General features: G+C 37.3%; 17 protein-coding genes, 1 riboswitch and 1 other annotated feature. Of the genes, 7 read left to right on the top strand and 10 right to left on the bottom strand.

Annotated elements, in window-relative coordinates:
* Window positions 1-14: 14 nt before the first annotated feature.
* The 3 genes from FJQ98_RS03195 to FJQ98_RS03185 form a co-directional block, all read right to left on the bottom strand.
* Window positions 15-974, bottom strand: a complete 960-nt coding sequence (locus FJQ98_RS03195; RefSeq protein WP_053595430.1) for a nuclease-related domain-containing protein — start codon at window positions 972-974, stop codon at window positions 15-17.
* A 196-nt stretch (window positions 975-1,170) separates the two neighbouring features.
* Window positions 1,171-1,965: an ABC transporter ATP-binding protein gene (locus FJQ98_RS03190; RefSeq protein ID WP_053595429.1), complete on the bottom strand. Its 795-nt coding sequence runs from the start codon at window positions 1,963-1,965 to the stop codon at window positions 1,171-1,173.
* Entirely contained in the window at window positions 1,958-2,986 is a 1,029-nt protein-coding gene (locus tag FJQ98_RS03185; RefSeq protein ID WP_053595428.1) for an ABC transporter permease, read from the bottom strand. The genes FJQ98_RS03190 and FJQ98_RS03185 overlap by 8 nt, the downstream gene beginning before the upstream one ends.
* Window positions 2,987-3,342: 356 nt before the next feature.
* On the opposite strand from FJQ98_RS03185, the gene FJQ98_RS27110 reads away from it, so the two are divergent.
* Both FJQ98_RS27110 and FJQ98_RS03180 read left to right on the top strand, forming a co-directional pair.
* Window positions 3,343-3,477 carry a hypothetical protein gene (locus FJQ98_RS27110; RefSeq protein ID WP_277815958.1) on the top strand — a complete coding sequence of 45 codons (135 nt, stop codon included), beginning with the start codon at window positions 3,343-3,345 and terminating at the stop codon, window positions 3,475-3,477.
* On the top strand, window positions 3,465-3,665 hold the full coding sequence (locus FJQ98_RS03180; RefSeq protein WP_143114872.1) for a hypothetical protein: 201 nt from the start codon (window positions 3,465-3,467) through the stop codon (window positions 3,663-3,665). Before FJQ98_RS27110 ends, FJQ98_RS03180 begins: the two co-directional genes overlap by 13 nt.
* Before the next feature lie 108 nt (window positions 3,666-3,773).
* Here FJQ98_RS03180 and FJQ98_RS03175 read toward each other — a convergent pair whose 3' ends face one another.
* The 4 genes from FJQ98_RS03175 to FJQ98_RS03160 all read right to left on the bottom strand — a co-directional run bounded on the left by FJQ98_RS03175 (window position 3,774) and on the right by FJQ98_RS03160 (window position 8,637).
* On the bottom strand, window positions 3,774-4,796 hold the full coding sequence (locus FJQ98_RS03175) for an ABC transporter substrate-binding protein (RefSeq protein ID WP_053595427.1): 1,023 nt from the start codon (window positions 4,794-4,796) through the stop codon (window positions 3,774-3,776).
* A 354-nt stretch (window positions 4,797-5,150) separates the two neighbouring features.
* Window positions 5,151-5,729 (bottom strand): TetR/AcrR family transcriptional regulator, encoded by a 579-nt coding sequence (locus FJQ98_RS03170; RefSeq protein WP_053595426.1) that lies wholly within the window; start codon window positions 5,727-5,729, stop codon window positions 5,151-5,153.
* Window positions 5,726-7,927 (bottom strand): FtsX-like permease family protein, encoded by a 2,202-nt coding sequence (locus tag FJQ98_RS03165; RefSeq protein ID WP_053595425.1) that lies wholly within the window; start codon window positions 7,925-7,927, stop codon window positions 5,726-5,728. The genes FJQ98_RS03170 and FJQ98_RS03165 overlap by 4 nt, the downstream gene beginning before the upstream one ends.
* Window positions 7,928-7,944: 17 nt before the next feature.
* Window positions 7,945-8,637 (bottom strand): ABC transporter ATP-binding protein, encoded by a 693-nt coding sequence (locus FJQ98_RS03160; protein ID WP_053595424.1) that lies wholly within the window; start codon window positions 8,635-8,637, stop codon window positions 7,945-7,947.
* A 292-nt stretch (window positions 8,638-8,929) separates the two neighbouring features.
* Here FJQ98_RS03160 and FJQ98_RS03155 point away from each other — a divergent pair, with 292 nt between their 5' ends.
* From FJQ98_RS03155 to trpB, 4 genes are all read left to right on the top strand, one after another.
* A complete protein-coding gene (locus tag FJQ98_RS03155) occupies window positions 8,930-9,178 on the top strand; it encodes a hypothetical protein (RefSeq protein ID WP_201406618.1) in 249 nt (82 codons plus the stop codon).
* Window positions 9,179-9,282: 104 nt separating this feature from the next.
* Window positions 9,283-9,675: a DUF1259 domain-containing protein gene (locus FJQ98_RS03150; protein WP_053595422.1), complete on the top strand. Its 393-nt coding sequence runs from the start codon at window positions 9,283-9,285 to the stop codon at window positions 9,673-9,675.
* Window positions 9,676-9,909: 234 nt separating this feature from the next.
* Window positions 9,910-9,954: riboswitch (PreQ1 riboswitch) on the top strand.
* Between the two features lie 6 nt (window positions 9,955-9,960).
* The gene (locus tag FJQ98_RS03145) at window positions 9,961-10,443 is read left to right on the top strand and encodes a QueT transporter family protein (RefSeq protein ID WP_053595421.1); all 483 of its coding nucleotides are present in this window, start codon (window positions 9,961-9,963) and stop codon (window positions 10,441-10,443) included.
* A gap of 89 nt (window positions 10,444-10,532) precedes the next feature.
* Window positions 10,533-10,733: a binding site (T-box leader), on the top strand.
* 58 nt (window positions 10,734-10,791) lie between these two features.
* Window positions 10,792-11,955 carry a tryptophan synthase subunit beta gene (gene trpB / locus FJQ98_RS03140; protein WP_053595420.1) on the top strand — a complete coding sequence of 388 codons (1,164 nt, stop codon included), beginning with the start codon at window positions 10,792-10,794 and terminating at the stop codon, window positions 11,953-11,955.
* 44 nt (window positions 11,956-11,999) lie between these two features.
* On the opposite strand, the gene FJQ98_RS03135 is transcribed toward trpB, so the two are convergent.
* Both FJQ98_RS03135 and FJQ98_RS03130 read right to left on the bottom strand, forming a co-directional pair.
* Window positions 12,000-13,625, bottom strand: coding sequence for a long-chain fatty acid--CoA ligase (locus tag FJQ98_RS03135; protein WP_053595461.1), 1,626 nt, complete (start codon window positions 13,623-13,625; stop codon window positions 12,000-12,002).
* Window positions 13,626-13,788: 163 nt separating this feature from the next.
* Window positions 13,789-14,016, bottom strand: a complete 228-nt coding sequence (locus tag FJQ98_RS03130) for a hypothetical protein (protein ID WP_143114866.1) — start codon at window positions 14,014-14,016, stop codon at window positions 13,789-13,791.
* Between the two features lie 299 nt (window positions 14,017-14,315).
* Here FJQ98_RS03130 and FJQ98_RS03125 point away from each other — a divergent pair, with 299 nt between their 5' ends.
* Window positions 14,316-15,308: a serine hydrolase domain-containing protein gene (locus FJQ98_RS03125; protein ID WP_053595419.1), complete on the top strand. Its 993-nt coding sequence runs from the start codon at window positions 14,316-14,318 to the stop codon at window positions 15,306-15,308.
* Between the two features lie 276 nt (window positions 15,309-15,584).
* On the opposite strand, the gene FJQ98_RS03120 is transcribed toward FJQ98_RS03125, so the two are convergent.
* Window positions 15,585-16,508, bottom strand: coding sequence for an L-threonine 3-dehydrogenase (locus tag FJQ98_RS03120; protein ID WP_201406617.1), 924 nt, complete (start codon window positions 16,506-16,508; stop codon window positions 15,585-15,587).
* Between the last annotated feature and the right edge of the window lie 181 nt (window positions 16,509-16,689).

Here is a 16,689-nt window from a genome sequence, read left to right as displayed (position 1 = left end):
TGCGCCGCTTACATTTACTCTAACAAATTGGCAGGAATTACATATTTCCTGTTTTTATTTTCACCTATCGTTTCAAATTTTAACTTTTTCAATAAATAATAAACCGCCTTTTCTGAGTCAATATCAAAAAAATTGCGAAATTGGGCATTTGTAATATTGTTGCTCATCATTAATCGAAAATCATGTAATGCGATTAGCATTGATTGATTATCAATCGATTGGCAATTACTACAACGCCATTTCCCATGGGTGTAACGTAGGACATAGTCAAAATGACAATGCGAGCATAGTGCACCTTTCTTCAATTCATCCACTTTAATATCTAGGGTCCATTGAATTGATTTGTGCATCTTTAAAATATGCGCTGATAATTCTCTCAAATCTTTTTCACTTAGACAGACTTGTTGATACTGCTTGAACAGCTGCTCCATCCTTTCTGCCAACCCACTCACATGAATAATCGGTTGCGCAGACAAGCTTGGCGTCATAATCATGTTCGGATTTGCAGAGACGATCATATAAACAATAGGTATATGGTAGCTCACCTTTTGAAAAATCTGGCGCAAAAACCTAGCATGCCGCTTCACTTGATCAAATGGATTTCTAAAGCCATCTACTCTGCCATCAGACGTAATTCGAATAAATTGATGGTTATCTTCCATATATTCTACACGACCAACGATATTTTTAATTTCCACTATTAATACAAAATTTCGCGACATATATAATGTATCTATTTGATGTATTGCTCCACCTTCAGCTTTAAGCTGGACATCATGCAATAAATAATGCGCTTGCTCCAAATAGATTTCCTGCCATTCCTGATCTACTCGTTGCTCACCTGCATAGCCTGCTCTTGTTCTATTTAGCATTTCTTGATAGTAAGTAGACTTTGGGTGAGATTTCGGTAACCTCCTTTCAATCATTTCTAATATGAGTTGCTTCGATGAAACTTTGCGCTTTTTGAGTAACATATTTTCACCTCCTTTAGCTAGATTATAATGCAATTTATCGAAACGCATTGCCTATTTATCGAAAATTTCTGATTGTTTATCGACCAACTTTATCGATTTATCACCCAACTTTGTTAGTTTATCACCTAACTTTTAAAAAATATCGACATCCAGCGAAAAAAACGCCCATACCTATGTATGAGCGTTTTATCATTTATTATCCTAGTAACGCACGGTCTGAGTTCATTTTCTCACCGCGGATACGTTCGAACTCTGCCATTAAATCTGGGATGGTTAACTCGTGTTTGCGATCCTCGCCAACCTCTAAAATGACTTGACCTTTATCCATCATAATCAGTCGATTTCCTAAGTCTAATGCTTGTTGCATATTGTGCGTGACCATTAATGTTGTTAAGCTGTCTTTCTCAACTAAATATTTCGTAATACGTGTGATCAACTCCGCACGTGATGGATCGAGTGCCGCAGTATGCTCATCAAGCAATAAAATCGATGGCTTCGTGAACGTTGCCATTAAAAGTGACAATGCTTGACGTTCTCCACCTGAAAGTAAGCCAACCTTCGCAGATAGACGATTCTCCAGATTTAAGCCCAACATCTCTAACGATTCTTTAAAAAATTCTCGACGCTTTTTATCAACACCGAAACGCATGCCTCTACTCTTATTACGTGAGTAAGCTAATGCTAAATTTTCTTCAATTGTCATTGTTGGTGCTGTACCAGCCATTGGATCCTGAAACACGCGACCGATGTAGTGAGAGCGCTTATATTCTGGTAAAGTAGTAACCTCATTCCCATCGATTGAAACTGTGCCGAAGTCAGGTGTTAATGCGCCAGAAATCATATTCATCATTGTTGATTTACCAGCACCATTACTGCCGATAATTGTGACAAAATCACCTGACTTTAAGTGCAAATTAATTTCTGCAAGTGCTATTTTTTCATCGGGCGTACCTTCATTAAAAATTTTGTTAATGCCGTTTAATTTAAGCAAGGCCTTTCCCTCCCTGCTCTACGGTTTTTACTTGTGCACGCTCTGCTGCGCGCTTCACCTTACGTTTGCGCTCCTTACTTTTATTGATAAATTGAGGTAAAATCAACGCTAAAATTACAATGATAGCTGTTATTAATTTCATATCTCCTGAATCGAGGAAATCTACACGTAATGCTAATGCTAAAATAATGCGGTAAATGATCGCTCCCGTAATGACAGCTAAAGTTGTGCGCATAATGGTTTTTGTACCGAAGATGGCTTCACCGATAATAACAGATGCAAGTCCAATAACAATCATCCCAATCCCCATACTTACATCTGAGAACTTCGAATATTGTGCGATTAAAGCTCCAGAAAATGCGACAAGGGCGTTAGAAAGTCCTAGCCCTAGAATAATCAGTGTATCTGTATTTGCTGAGAAGCTACGAATCATACGCTTATTATCACCAGTTGCTCGAATAGCCAGTCCGACCTCTGTTTTTAAGAACCAGTCTGCAATGAATTTAATTAAAATCGTGATGATTAACACTACAATCAATGTACTCCATGTTGATGGTAGTTGCTGAACGCCGATGCCTTTTAATAGGTTATTTAATGCAGCATCGATACCTAAATCACTCCAAAATGCTTGAAACTTTGAAAATAAAGTCTCTGAATTCAATAGTGGAATATTTGGACGACCTATCGTATTTTCTGCAGTTAACCCCATGATACGTAAGTTAATAGAATACAAAGCAATCATCATTAAAATCCCCGATAATAGTGGATTAATTTTCCCTTTTGTGTGAAGAATTCCTGTCATACATCCAGCAATAAATCCAGCAACAATTGCCACTAAAGTCGCTAAGATTGGGTGGTAGCCAAGCAGAATCATCGTTGCTGACGTAGCCGCCCCTGTTACAAAGCTTCCATCAACCGTTAAATCCGGAAAATCTAACACGCGGAATGTTAAATACACACCAAGCGCCATAATTGCATAGATGATTCCTTGCTCCATTGCGCCAAATATTGCTAAAAACATAGTTGAATCATCTCCTAATAATTTCTTAAGCTCATTTTTATTAAAAATTCTTACTTGAGCTCCATTCCCTTAATGGAGCTCAAAACTAATAAATCCCTTTGAAAGACGTACATAATATTATTTTTAAGGTTTTAGCACGACGGCCTGCGATAACTTCTTGCCCAACATCCGCATTGCCAAAAGGAAGCTCAGTTCTCGCCTGTGGAAAGCATTACTAAATCCATTTGTTAAATTAATGGCCCATCACCCAAAAATTGAGAAGATATTTATAAAAAAGTATATAAGTTGATTGGAGTGGAGACTGGGCGACTCCTTGGGGATCAGTGTCACAGATGAGACCCCTGGAGCGCAAGCGAATGTTTTCTGTGCGAAAGCGTCGTACTAACGTAGCGACAGCAAATGTTTTATCTGTGCGAAAGCGTAGCGACAGCAACAACAATGTTTTATCTGTGCGAAAGCGTAGCGACAGCAACAACAAATGTTTTCTGTAGCGAAAGCAAAGCGGCAGCTACAAATGTTTTATCTGCGCGAAAGCGAAGCGTCAGCGGCAAATGTTTTCTGTAGCGAAAACAAAGCGGCAGCTACAAATGTTTTATCTGCGCGAAAGCGAAGCGTCAGCGACAAAGCGCCCAGTCTGAACGGAAATCAACCTTACGTTATGATAATGAGCCAAATTTAATAGGAATTCACATGAATTTCCCATCGACCCAAAACCGCTTTAAAATAAGATAAAGCGGGGGCAGCTTTAGTTCTCCCCCGCTTTGCTTCATAAGATGACTTCAGGCCATTACTTTTCTAAAAGCTCTGCACCCCAAGAATCTTTAATGTCGATTCCTAAATCATCTGCTACTTTTTTATTTATTAATAGTTTTAAGTTTTGTGGGTATTGCGCTGGTGTATCGGCAGGTGTTGCTTCACCTTTTAGAATCTTTACAGCCATTTGACCAGCTTCATAACCGATATCGAAATATTCAAAACCATATGCCGCTAAGCCACCACGTGCCACAGAGTCAAGCTCCCCTACAATAAGTGGTAATTTATTGGCATTCGCTACATCAATCACAGATTCTAGAGCAGAAACTACTGTATTATCAGTAATGATATAGAATGCATCTGCTTTACCAATTAATGATTCAGCAGCTTGTTTTACCTCCGCAGAAGTTGCAGCAGATGCCTCAACCACAGTTAGGCCTTGCTCGCCCATAACTTTTTTCACTTCTTTTACTTGTGCTACTGAGTTTTGCTCACCAGCGTTGTACACCATACCTACTTTTTTCGCACCTAATTCCTTTAAGAATGACACTGTGTTCGAAATAGTATCAGGATGTAAATCGATCGTACCCGTTACATTTTTCCCTGGCTTCTCCATAGATTCAATTAACTGTGCGTCAACAGCATCTGTTACAGAAGTAAAGATAATTGGAATATCACTAGTTGCTGTTGCTGCCGCTTGTGCGGACGGCGTAGAGTTTGCAAATATTAAATCTACGTTCGCACTTACTAGATTGTTTGCAATCGTCGTGTTAAGACTGTTATCCCCTTGCGCTATTTGTGGATCGTATTCAACTTTTAAGCCAGATTCTTCAATTGCTTTTTTGAAACCTTCCGTTGCAGCATTTAAAGATGGATGCTCAACTATTTGAGTAATCCCGATTTTATATGTTTTGCCATCTTCATTGCCGCTCTCGCTTACATTATTCTTTTCGTTCCCTTTCGAATCAGATGAACTAGAGCCACCGCTACCACAAGCAGCAAGCATTAAAACTAACCCAAATAACAGGAACGAAAGCTTTTTTAAATTGCTCTTCACAAATAATCCCCCCGACTATTATCTCTGATATTTATCACACTTCATCCAAACAAAGTGTGAACGTATCGCTATATTATCGTTATTATCGAGGTTCGTCAACAACATTATGAATGTTCTGACTTTTACAATTGACAAAATATTTTAGTTTTTCATTCAATTTGTCGCTTTAAACCGCTAAACTGCGCTGTTCTTACAAATTGATTTCTTTTTCTAACATAACAAAAAAAATTTTGACAATTTCACGAAGTTATTTTTCTGACATCTAATTATATGTAATATATGTAAAAATTAAAAAACCTGACATTCTCCATTGGAAATGTCAGGCTGCCTTCATAACAAGTATATAATTCGCTCTTACTTTTTCAAAATATCTACTAACCAACTACTTTGAGGTAACGGGATATCTGGGAAGCATACATACGTTTGAGCAACACCTTGAATTGCTGAATAAAAACAACCCGCGAGTGCTTTAGAATCACCCTCTCGTATTACTCCCTTAACTTGCCCCTCTTTTACTAGACTTTCAAATCCCTCAGATGCAGCAAGGTCCTTTGCAACTTGTTGGATCGTATCTGGTAAGTTACTTGCTATTTGCGTTTGAGCAACTAACATTAATAGTTTTGGCGATAATGGATGAGTTTTAAAGGAATCCAGTATCGAAGTAACGATCACATTTATATACTCTAACGGTTGTGCAAATTCCCCTTCTGAAATCCCAATTACAGACATACTAGCTTTAGCTCGATTTAAAAGTTCAAGGTATACCTCTTCCTTAGAGCCGAAATAATGAAACAGTAATCCTTGGCTAATTCCAACTGCGTCACCAATCTCTTTAGTTGTAGTCCCTTGATAACCATTTCTAATAAACAAATCTAAGCCCGCGTTTAGAATTTGCTCTCGTCTAACTTCCTTCTGTTCGCGGCGTTTATTCATTTCATCATAACCTCCTGTAATGATACTGCATTCATGCTTTTTTTATAGAGTAACATAATGACCTCGTATGAAACAGCAAAGATCACGAGAGAAAGTGCTATTCCCTTGCTATCAGGTGTCATTGGTATTGCTACTGTAGATGCTTTAGCCAATAAATCAAATAAAAACTTAGTTAATACAATGGCATAGAGCGTTCCAATTATAAATCCAATGTATGCAATTATTCGAAAGCCTGACAACACAATGCGATTACATTCTGCATTTGTATATCCAAATGCTTTCATCATCGATAAGTACTTACGATTAGATGAAATAATGATTTTCACTACAATACTAATCGTTAAAATACTTAAAGCTAAGCCAATTGTGATAAATAAAAAGGATAGTGCAAAATACGTTCCTTTTTGCTGAGAGCTTGAATATAATACGTCTTCGAGCTTTGAAACAAACATATGCTGCTTGCTGTCAAACTCGACATTGTCTTTAGTAAAAACACCATTATATTCTTCTTTTTCTAAAAGGCCAGCATTGATTGCAACATCCATATTACTGTAAACTACTTCCCCATACACTGCTTGCTCAAAAGCTGTTATAGGTAACTGATACGTAACATTATTTATATGTATTTTCGCAGCGTCACCAATCGACAAATCATATTTCTTGCGCATCCAATCATTCACGACAATGCCTTCCTGCTTTGAAATATCTATAGTCTCCTGCTTCTGAATACTATAAAGTTTAAAAAGAGAATGACTACTAGACAATGCCATAAATTGGCCGTTATTTAATACATCACCATTCGGAAATTCTATTTTACAGTCTTCTGAAAAATAAGGTGTTTCAGAGTCTAAAAGTTTCATTTCCTTCGTCTCAATAAATCGAACATTACTTTTATATTCGGAACCTTTAAGTGTTAAAGAGGATACCTTATCAGACATTGCCTGCAAAGAAAAAGCAATCTGTAAATTAGCGCTAGCCATGAATCCTGTCAGCAACGCTAAAAAGACTAACAGAATATTATTTAATACGATTGCTTTAAAGACCGCTTTTTTGAAAGGGTTAGTTGATCTGTTTTTCCTAATTCGCTTAACAAGAAAATTTAATTTTACTGATTCTGCATTATGAATCATTTCTAATGGCGGTTTACGCAAGGTAAATACGGCAATCCCAAAAGCCATTACAGAGAAAAACAGCGCGGGGATTGTTGTAAACGGTATGAACTGTACAAGATCAAAATTTAGTGAAACATTTGGCACGAGAAATGTAGCATTAATTCTATTAATGAACAGAGGACTAACTGCATAGGAAACTACATATCCTACAACTGCGCCTATAAACAAGAAAGGTCCAATTAGGAAATATCTTTTAGCAATTTGTAGCTTAGAGTAGCCTAGCGCTTTTAAAACACCCATATTTGATTTTGCTTCATTTATATTTTGGATAATGATAGTAACAAGCAAAACCATTACAGTTAAACCGAAGAAACTTAAGGCGCTAATAAGACAGATTTTAAACATTTTTTCTTTTGCGATTAATGTAGAAAGTATTTGTGGATTATCTTCTTTCTTCACCACGGACTTTATAATTGAATCCATAAGCATTTTTTCTAGAAGGAGTTGTTTCTGTTCCTCAGATACACTTTCAAAAAAACGGCCCGAATAACTCGTTTTTTCCTGTTCCTCCCAATTTGAGTAAACTTCTTCACTACATAGTATTAATGCTTGAGTAGTAGGTTTGTAGCCAACTCCATTAGTAGCTACCTGTGGTGAAATTGCGTCAGGTAAAGTAAAAACTCCACTAATTGAATATGTTGTATTACTAATAGTAACTGTATCTCCAAGTGCTATATTATTCTCCAGTGAATAATTTTTATCTATTGCAATTTCAGTTGTTCTTTTTGGAGCAACGCCTTCCAAGTATATTGGAATATCAATGTTGCGCGTATTTGGCATAATACGATATACATTTTTTTCATCATAAATGACTTTATATGTTACAGGTTCATACGTAAATGAATACTTATTTGAAAGGCCCGTTATTTCCCCTCCTTGTAGAATAAGTGTAAAGTCCTGCTGATGTTGATGTTCTTGCACTTTCTTTATGGAGTCTATGTTTTGAAGATAGAAAACCAGTAACGTACAAATAAATACTGCACAGGCAACAACCATTACGAGTGGAAACTGTTTTTTTACTCTCATCAAATGTACTCCCTTTCTCACCATGTAATTTCACTAACATCTCTTGGATCAGCATTGCTAGTTACTTCTATGATTCTTCCGCTAGTCATTTTAATCACTTTCGTTGCGATTTGAGCAATGCTAACATTGTGAGTTACCATAATAATTGTAAATTTCAATTGTTTTTGAAGCTGCTTCAAATAGGTTAAAATTTGTTTGCTCGTTTCTTCATCTAATGCCCCAGTAGGTTCATCACAAAACAAAAAATCCGGTTTTTTCGCTAATGCACGTGCAATAGACACTCGTTGTTGTTGTCCCCCTGAAAGTTCATAAGGAAGACGTTTTTCTAATCCCCGAAGTCCTAAACCATCAATTATTTCAGTAATATTTTTGTTCCCTTTTAAATCAGCACCCATTTTAATGTTAGATTCTACATTTAAAAATGGGAGTAAATAATATGCTTGAAAGATAAAAGCTGTTTTATCACGTCTAAACAACGTCAGTTCTTTCTGATTTAACCCACAAATCTCATAGTCATCATAAATAACACTCCCTGAATCTGGCTGCTCTAGACCTGAAATTACATTAAGAAGCGTAGATTTACCGGATCCAGAAGGGCCTAAAATGACAACGAATTCCCCATCATCAATTGACAATGAAACTGAATCTAATGCATAAAGCAATTCACGACCATTTTGATAACTTTTAACCAAATTTTCTACTCTTAACATGTTAGACCTCCAAACATTTCACTTATTAATTAATTAATCAATTAATTAATTAATAAAACAATATTATTGATTAATTAATTTGTCAATAAGAGCCGTGCTTATTTTCTTATATTTGTTCTGGAACGCTTGTTTTAAGTTCTTCTACGTAAGGAATATAGGTATATTAAAAAGCCACACGTGGTTAGATGTGATTTAACTTTTCTATAGAAAATGTTCATTTTAGTCCCCCTTTTTACATGTAATGCATATGATGCAAATGAGGTTAGTGCTGTTCCCAAAAAGGAGGAATACAATGAATAATGATGATTTAAATCAGCCGTCTTATTCACAAAAAAACAAAAATGCAAATACAGGAAATATTGACTCAATCATTTCTAATCTATGTGATAGTCTATTTGCATTTGCTTTGGATTTTGCCTTAAATGCCTTAGAGTATACAAAAGAATTGGATGAGGAATTAGAATATACAGATGAATTCAAGCAACAAGTAGAAGTTTTAATTTTGGAAATAGAAGAAATTAAAAATATTTTAGAGGAGTAATTTCAAATCAGAAACCCGTTATATCAGGATAGTGATATGTTTACGTACTACTTTTCGCGCCAAGACATCCTCATTATAAATATAAAAAAGTAGAGGTGTCTATAATGCAAAGCTTTCAAGATATGTGTACGAAATTTGCACAGATTGCCAACGGAAAAGCTTCTGTGGAACATGGCGTATGCTCAGTAAAACTTAGTCGAAATCTCCATGTGAAGATTCAAGGTCGCCCAAGCCGTAGTGCACTTCATGCTGGGATAACATTCGAATCGCTTGATATATATGGAAATGCACTTAACTTAGGTGAAGTTGTAGTACTCCAAGAGGAATTACAGCCATTTGTTAAAGTACTTGCAGAAAATAATTTAATTATAAGTGCAGTTCATAATCATTGGATATATTCGGACCCAACTATTTTGTACGTCCATTTTCAATCAATAGAGCCTCCATTAACCTTTGCCCAAAAATTTGCTCAAGCATTTAGTGTTTTAAAAAAATAATGAAATATTCACTTGTTAAAAGAACTGCTTAGAACAGTTCTTTTTGACGTGATTCAAAAACATTCATAGTAAGTAGTACAAGCTCCTCTTCTTATAAATATTGAATTGGGACATCATCCATATATCTAATTTAAAGTATTGAGAGTAAGCTCAAATATTACCATTATCATTTTTACACATTTTTTACTCATGACTATTTACAAATAAGCATGAACATTGATATGATTGCATTTGCTTCACGTGGTTCGTAACCATCCCACGTAAAAAAACTAAGGAGAAATAAATATGAAAATAAAATTTTTAGCAACGAGTGGCATTATTGCAGCACTCTACATTGCTGTTACATTACTGGTCGGATCATTTGGCTTTACAGAGGTGCAGTTCCGTATATCAGAAATGTTTAATCATCTAGTTGCGTTTAATCCACGCTTTGCCGTTGGGATCATTATTGGTGTATTTATCTCCAATATATTTTCACCACTCGGCATGTACGATTTAGTTTTCGGTGTTGGGCATTCGATGATTACGCTTGGGTTGTTCATTCTAATCTGTAAATTTGTCAAAAATATTTGGGCACGTTTAGTCATTAATACATTGTTATTTACATGCACAATGTTCATTATTGCCTTTGAATTGAACTTAGCTTTAGAATTACCATTCTTCTGGACATGGTTAACTGTTGCTGCAGGTGAATTTGTTGTCTTAGCAGTCGGTGCGCCGATTATGTATACACTGAATAAACGCTTAAACTTCAAAGATTTAATTTAGCAGACGGGTCTTAATTGATTCGTCTTCTTTTATTTTTTTGGACAATCACACCTTGACACTATTCTGAAAATACTTTACAATTCATTTCAATAAATGCTAGGAAAAAGAATAGTAGCAAGTGGTAGTACTTAAAGAGAGCTGATGGTTGGTGCAAATCAGTAGTATATACTTGTGAATGGACTTTGGAGCAGCCTCATCAAATGTGAGGCCGAATTCACTCCCCGTTACCGGAGTACGAGAGCGCGCAATTTTTGCGAATGAAGGTGGCACCACGGTTACTCGTCCTTTTTACAGAAGGATTGAAGTGACTTTTTTTATGGAAAAATTAGATAGAGGAGTCGAGAAAAGATGAGTACAGTAGCAGAGAAAAAAGGATATTTTGGTGAATTTGGCGGTAGCTTTGTTCCTGATGAGCTTCAAAATGTATTAACTACTTTAGATGAAAACTTCCAAAAATATAAAGACGATGAAGACTTTAATAAAGAGCTAGATTATTATTTCCGTGAATATGTTGGGCGCAAATCTCCACTTTATTTTGCTGAAAATCTAACAAAGCAATTAGGTGGCGCAAAAATTTATTTAAAACGTGAGGACCTTAACCATACAGGCTCACATAAAATCAATAACGTTCTTGGGCAAATTTTATTGGCAAAACGCATGGGTGCTAATCGTGTTATTGCCGAAACAGGTGCTGGTCAGCATGGTGTAGCAACAGCAACTGCTTGTGCAATGTTCGGAATGGATTGCACAGTTTATATGGGTTTAGAGGATACAAAACGTCAAGCATTAAACGTGTTCCGTATGGAGCTTCTTGGTGCGAAGGTAGTAGCTGTTGATAAAGGGCAAGGACGACTCAAGGATGCAGTGGATGAAGCATTTGCTGATTTAGTAGAAAACTATGAAACAACTTTCTACTTACTAGGTTCTGCTGTTGGACCTCACCCATTCCCTTCAATGGTGAAGCATTTCCAATCAGTCATTAGCCGTGAAAGTCGCGAACAAATTTTAGAAAAAGAAGGCAAGCTACCAGCAGCAGTACTTGCTTGTGTCGGTGGCGGTAGTAATGCGATCGGTGCGTTTGCAGAGTATATTGCAGATGAAAGCGTTCGCCTCATCGGTATTGAACCCGATAAGGCAGCAACATTAAATGAAGGAACACCAGGTGAATTACACGGCTTCAAATGCTTAGTACTGCAAGATGCAGAGGGCAATCCACTACCAACCTATTCGATTGCCGCTGGACTAGATTATCCTGGAGCTGGTCCAGAACATAGCTATTTAAAAACAATTGGTCGTGGAGAATATGTAACGGTGACAAATGAAGAGGTGCTTGAAGCATTCCAAGTGCTGTCAAAAGTTGAAGGAATTATTCCTGCACTTGAAAGCTCGCACGCAGTGGCTCATGCACTAAAGCTTGCACCAACATTATCTTCAGAAGAGAGCATTATTATTAATATCTCTGGCCGCGGAGACAAAGACGTAGAACAAGTATTCCAAATGTTAAATAGATGACGAAATGAAAGAGCGACTTCCCTTTGTGGAAATCGCTCTTTTGACTATACCAATGAACTTAATTTCGGATAAATTTCTGCCACATTATCTCGAAGCTTAGCTTTCAGGAATTTTCCAACTGATGTTTTTGGAATCTCCTCTAAAAATACCACATCATCTGGTACCCACCATTTTGCAAATTGGCTTTCTAAAAATGCAAGAAGTTCCCCTTCGGTTGCTGATTTTCCTTCCTTCAATACAACGCAAGCTAGCGGACGTTCTTGCCACTTGACATGCGGAATTGCGATAACCGCTGCTTCCAAAACAGCATCATGGGTCATTAACGTGTTTTCTAAATCCACTGAGGATATCCACTCCCCACCAGATTTAATTAAATCCTTTGTACGATCTGTTATTTTGATAAAGCCATCCTCTGTTCGTACTGCAATGTCCCCTGTATATAACCAGCCGTCTCGATAGGCATCATTTGTGCGTTCATCACGATAGTACTCGTGTGAAATCCACGGACCTCGTAAGCGTAACTCACCCATTGTCTCTCCATCCCACGGTACTTCTCCATTGTCATTAATAATACTTGATTCAATACCGGCCATCGTCATTCCTTGCATAGCTCGCGATTCGATTCGCTTTTCAATTGGCCATTCATCCATCCAAGACATATAATTTGATAATGCTACTATCGGTGTTGTTTCAGTCATCCCATAGACAACTATATATGGAATACCATATTGCTCTTCAAATGTACGAATAAGTCGAGTAGGTGAAGCAGAGCCGCCGCAACAAATGGAGCGCAGCGAACTTATATCTCGTTCACGCTTCTCCTGTTCCTGCAATGCTCCAATCCAAATTGTCGGCACTCCAGCTGTTAATGTGACCTTCTCCTGCTCCACTAAATCCAATATGATTGCTGATGTAAATTGTGGACCAGGCAGTACCTGTGTTGCTCCCACATTGACACTTGCAAAAGGTAGGCCCCATGCATTTGCATGAAACATCGGTACAATTGGCATCACGACATCACGCTCTGAAATGCCCATTGAATCAGACATACTCAGCATCATACTGTGTAACACTAGGCCTCGATGTGAATAAACAACGCCCTTTGGATTTCCTGTTGTAGCACTTGTATAGCACATTCCAGCAGGCTCCTCTTCCTCTAAATCCTCCGGAAATTGATAATTTTCATCTGCTGCTGCTAATAAATCCTCATATGATAATGCATTTGGTAATGTCGTTTCCGGTAAAGTGTCCTCATCTGTCATAATAATATAATGCTTCACTGTCTTAAGCTCAGGCGCAATGTTTTCAATGATTGGTAGCAAATCAACATCAATCATTAAAATTTCATCTTCTGCATGATTAATAATATAAATTAAATGCTCTTCTGATAAACGAATATTCACCATGTGCAAAATAGCACCAGAACACGGTACCGCAAAATAGGCCTCTAAGTGGCGATGCTGATTCCAGGCAAAGGATCCAATCTTTGTTCCCCTCTTCATCCCCAGCTTTGTTAGCGCATCTGCTAAACGACGTGTCCTTTTCGCCCACTCCCCATATGTTAAACGGTGAATCTTCTGTGGGCTTGTCCGTGAAACTATAGTCTTTCTAGCAAAATAGGTTTCTGCTCGTTTAAAAAAGCTTGTTAATACTAACGGCGTTTGCATCATAAAAATCATCCATCCCCTCTTCTTGTGAACTCCCTTTTTTACCTTTGTGAAATATTAACAGCTAATTTAATTGAATACTATTAATATTTTGAATATGATTATAGTAGAAAATTATAAATTAAGCTATATATTCCAATAATTTTCTTTTTATTGTTAACTTTTTCTAAAATAACTCATTCACATAACGTGGGGTTGATTTCCGTTCCGACTGGGCGCTTTGTTGCTGTCGCTTCGCTTTCGCACAGATAAAACATTGCCGCTGACGCTTCGCTTTCGCACAGAGCAAAGCTTCCTGGGGGCGTCCGATGAGCCGCTTTTGTCGCTGCCGCTTCGTTGCACTACGCTTTCGCGCAGAAAACATCCGCTTCGCTGCAGGGTCTCGGGCCAACATGAGGTTGGTCACGAAGGCGTTATCACAGGATGTGATGGTTTTAGCCTTCGTTCCTCTATTGCTGATCCCCGAGGAGTCGCCCAGTCTCCACTCCAATCAACTTATTTGCATGGCATATATTTCAAAATGACATCTTAACCTTCCGATGATGAACCAGAATATATTAGAAAATCCACTTGTATGGCTCATCACCATAACGTGGGTTGATTTCCGTTCCAGCTGGGAGCGTCGGAGGGAAGAATGAGTAAAATTGATACTTGCATACATCAATGTAAGTATATTTAAAGGAGAGAGAAACGATGGGGCTTGATGAATGTATAAACGAAGATTTTAGTGGGGTCATATCAGTCACTCAAAATGGTAAAAATGTATACCGTAAAGCCTTTGGATACGCAGATTTACCAAATAAAGTATCAAATGAGATTGATACAAAGTTTGCAACAGCCTCAGCAGGAAAAGTATTTGTTGCCATAGCCATTTTGCAATTGATTGAACAAAGGCAATTATCTTTTGATAGTTGTATCGGGGACATCTTGAATTTTGATTTAAAGAATATTGATCCTCAAATCACCATCAGGCAGTTGCTTAATCATACATCGGGAATACCCGATTATTTTGATGAGTCTGTCATGGAAGATTATGACGAACTATGGATAGATTACCCCAATTATAAAATTCGCACATCATCGGATATCATTCCATTATTTATAGATAAGCCGATGATGTATCCTACAGGAGATAGATTTCAATACAATAATACAGGATTTGTTGTTCTTGGTCTTATTGTTGAGGCCATTACTGGCTCTTCATTTGATGTGTATCTTAATGAACATGTTTTTATTCCTTGCGGTATGTTGAATACGGGGTATTATGAGCTGGACAGATTGCCTGCTCAATGTGCAAACGGGTATGTATATGATGACAGTATGCAAGAGTTTTATACTAATATTTACAGTGTAGACGTAAAAGGAACAGGAGCAGGTGGGGCATTTACTACTGTAATCGATGTTGAAAAGTTTTGGGCCAGTCTGATGAAGGGTCAATTGATATCGAAGGCAATGTTAAAAGAAATGTTAACTCCTCAAGTGAAAGAAGAGTGCTATGGGTATGGGATTTGGCTGGATAAAAAAGAAGGTGGCACGTTTGATTACCACTTTGAAGGCTGCGATCCTGGTATAAGTTTTTATAGTTCGTACGACAAACAACAAGATTTGCTTATCACATTGGTAAGCAATTTTGGGTGTAACGTATGGAAGGTTTTCAGAGATATCAAAGATTTGATCAAACGGTAATACAACTATATTTTAACCCCGCCCTAAATTTAGGACGGGGTTATGCTTGTTTTAGGTTCGTAACAGCAACAACATGAGGTTGGTCATCTGTGACGCTAATCCCAAGGTTCGCCCAGCCTTCACATTCAATCTACACGGTATACTTTTAGCAAGTGTCATTCCAATTTTAAGTGATTGCCCGTCAAAATAAAAAAAGACGAAGAAAACTAAATTCTTCGTCCGCTTTTAGGAATTTTTTTATTTATGAACAAGCTTTTTGTTTGTAGTTTGATTTTTTTAATTTTTTTCTAGCATATCAACTGTCATTTTGGCTAAGTCATACTGTGCTTTAAAGCCCCATTCTTTCTGTGCTGCTTCTATATTTAAAGAATTTGGCCAACTATCTGCTATCGTCTGACGCACAGGATCTACATTGTAATCCATACGGAAATGTGGCAAATGCTTTTTAATTTCCGCCGCAATTTCAGATGGTTCGAAACTCATTGCAGTAATATTAAAGGCATTGCGATGAATTAGTTTACTACTATCCGCTTCCATTACATCTACAATAGCTTGCAATGCATCTGGCATGTACATCATATCCATGTAGGTGCCTTCTTGAATATAAGATGTATACTTACCTTGCTTAATCGCCTCGTAGAAAATCTCTACTGCATAGTCTGTCGTACCACCTCCTGGAGGCGTTACGTATGAAATTAACCCTGGGAAACGTACACCACGAGTATCTACGCCAAAACGATCGAAATAATAATCACATAATAGCTCACCAGCCACTTTATTTACCCCATACATAGTTGTTGGACGTTGTAATGTATCCTGTGGCGTATTATCCTTCGGTGTCGATGGGCCGAACGCGCCTATTGAGCTCGGTGTGAAAAATTGCAAGTTTAACTCACGTGAAACCTCTAACGCATTCATTAAACCACCCATATTTAAATTCCACGCTAGTAACGGATTTTTTTCCGCTGTTGCTGATAATAACGCAGCTAAATGCATCATTGTGTCTGCACCAAAATCCTTCGCTAATTCATGCATTCTTTGTCCATCCGTCACGTCCAATATTTCAAATGGACCCTTAGTATATTCAAGCTTTCGAATATCTGTCGCTAATATATTGTCCTCTCCATAAATACTTCTGAGTTTTTCTACAAGCTCAGAACCTATTTGACCTAGTGCTCCTGTAACCATTATCTTTTTCATTTCTCCAAACCTCCACCTATGAACAATTGTACTTCCTAAAAGTACAATGATATATAAACAAACCTTGATTTAATAACCCTTTTGATGAATTTTATTATAATGTGTTCACATTAAAAATACAACCATTATATTTTAAATTTTGAGAAACAGAACGCACAATCCTTTACTATCAGTATATGAG

This window comes from Lysinibacillus agricola, from assembly GCF_016638705.1.
In the GTDB taxonomy this organism is placed as follows: domain Bacteria; phylum Bacillota; class Bacilli; order Bacillales_A; family Planococcaceae; genus Lysinibacillus; species Lysinibacillus agricola.
This window is presented reverse-complemented; position numbering and strand designations above follow the sequence as displayed.

What these genes read in the sequence shown, in the direction of transcription:
- FJQ98_RS03170 (WP_053595426.1), bottom strand. Translation starts at nt 5,729, where the DNA reads ATGAATAAACGCCGCGAACAGAAGGAAGTTAGACGAGAGCAAATTCTA.
- trpB (WP_053595420.1), top strand. Translation starts at nt 10,792, where the DNA reads ATGAGTACAGTAGCAGAGAAAAAAGGATATTTTGGTGAATTTGGCGGT.
- FJQ98_RS03165 (WP_053595425.1), bottom strand. Translation starts at nt 7,927, where the DNA reads ATGAGAGTAAAAAAACAGTTTCCACTCGTAATGGTTGTTGCCTGTGCA.
- FJQ98_RS03160 (WP_053595424.1), bottom strand. Translation starts at nt 8,637, where the DNA reads ATGTTAAGAGTAGAAAATTTGGTTAAAAGTTATCAAAATGGTCGTGAA.
- FJQ98_RS03150 (WP_053595422.1), top strand. Translation starts at nt 9,283, where the DNA reads ATGCAAAGCTTTCAAGATATGTGTACGAAATTTGCACAGATTGCCAAC.
- FJQ98_RS03125 (WP_053595419.1), top strand. Translation starts at nt 14,316, where the DNA reads ATGGGGCTTGATGAATGTATAAACGAAGATTTTAGTGGGGTCATATCA.
- FJQ98_RS03180 (WP_143114872.1), top strand. Translation starts at nt 3,465, where the DNA reads ATGTTTTCTGTAGCGAAAGCAAAGCGGCAGCTACAAATGTTTTATCTG.
- FJQ98_RS03120 (WP_201406617.1), bottom strand. Translation starts at nt 16,508, where the DNA reads ATGAAAAAGATAATGGTTACAGGAGCACTAGGTCAAATAGGTTCTGAG.
- FJQ98_RS03195 (WP_053595430.1), bottom strand. Translation starts at nt 974, where the DNA reads ATGTTACTCAAAAAGCGCAAAGTTTCATCGAAGCAACTCATATTAGAA.
- FJQ98_RS03130 (WP_143114866.1), bottom strand. Translation starts at nt 14,016, where the DNA reads ATGTTGGCCCGAGACCCTGCAGCGAAGCGGATGTTTTCTGCGCGAAAG.
- FJQ98_RS03185 (WP_053595428.1), bottom strand. Translation starts at nt 2,986, where the DNA reads ATGTTTTTAGCAATATTTGGCGCAATGGAGCAAGGAATCATCTATGCA.
- FJQ98_RS03145 (WP_053595421.1), top strand. Translation starts at nt 9,961, where the DNA reads ATGAAAATAAAATTTTTAGCAACGAGTGGCATTATTGCAGCACTCTAC.
- FJQ98_RS03155 (WP_201406618.1), top strand. Translation starts at nt 8,930, where the DNA reads ATGAATAATGATGATTTAAATCAGCCGTCTTATTCACAAAAAAACAAA.
- FJQ98_RS03135 (WP_053595461.1), bottom strand. Translation starts at nt 13,625, where the DNA reads ATGATGCAAACGCCGTTAGTATTAACAAGCTTTTTTAAACGAGCAGAA.
- FJQ98_RS27110 (WP_277815958.1), top strand. Translation starts at nt 3,343, where the DNA reads ATGTTTTCTGTGCGAAAGCGTCGTACTAACGTAGCGACAGCAAATGTT.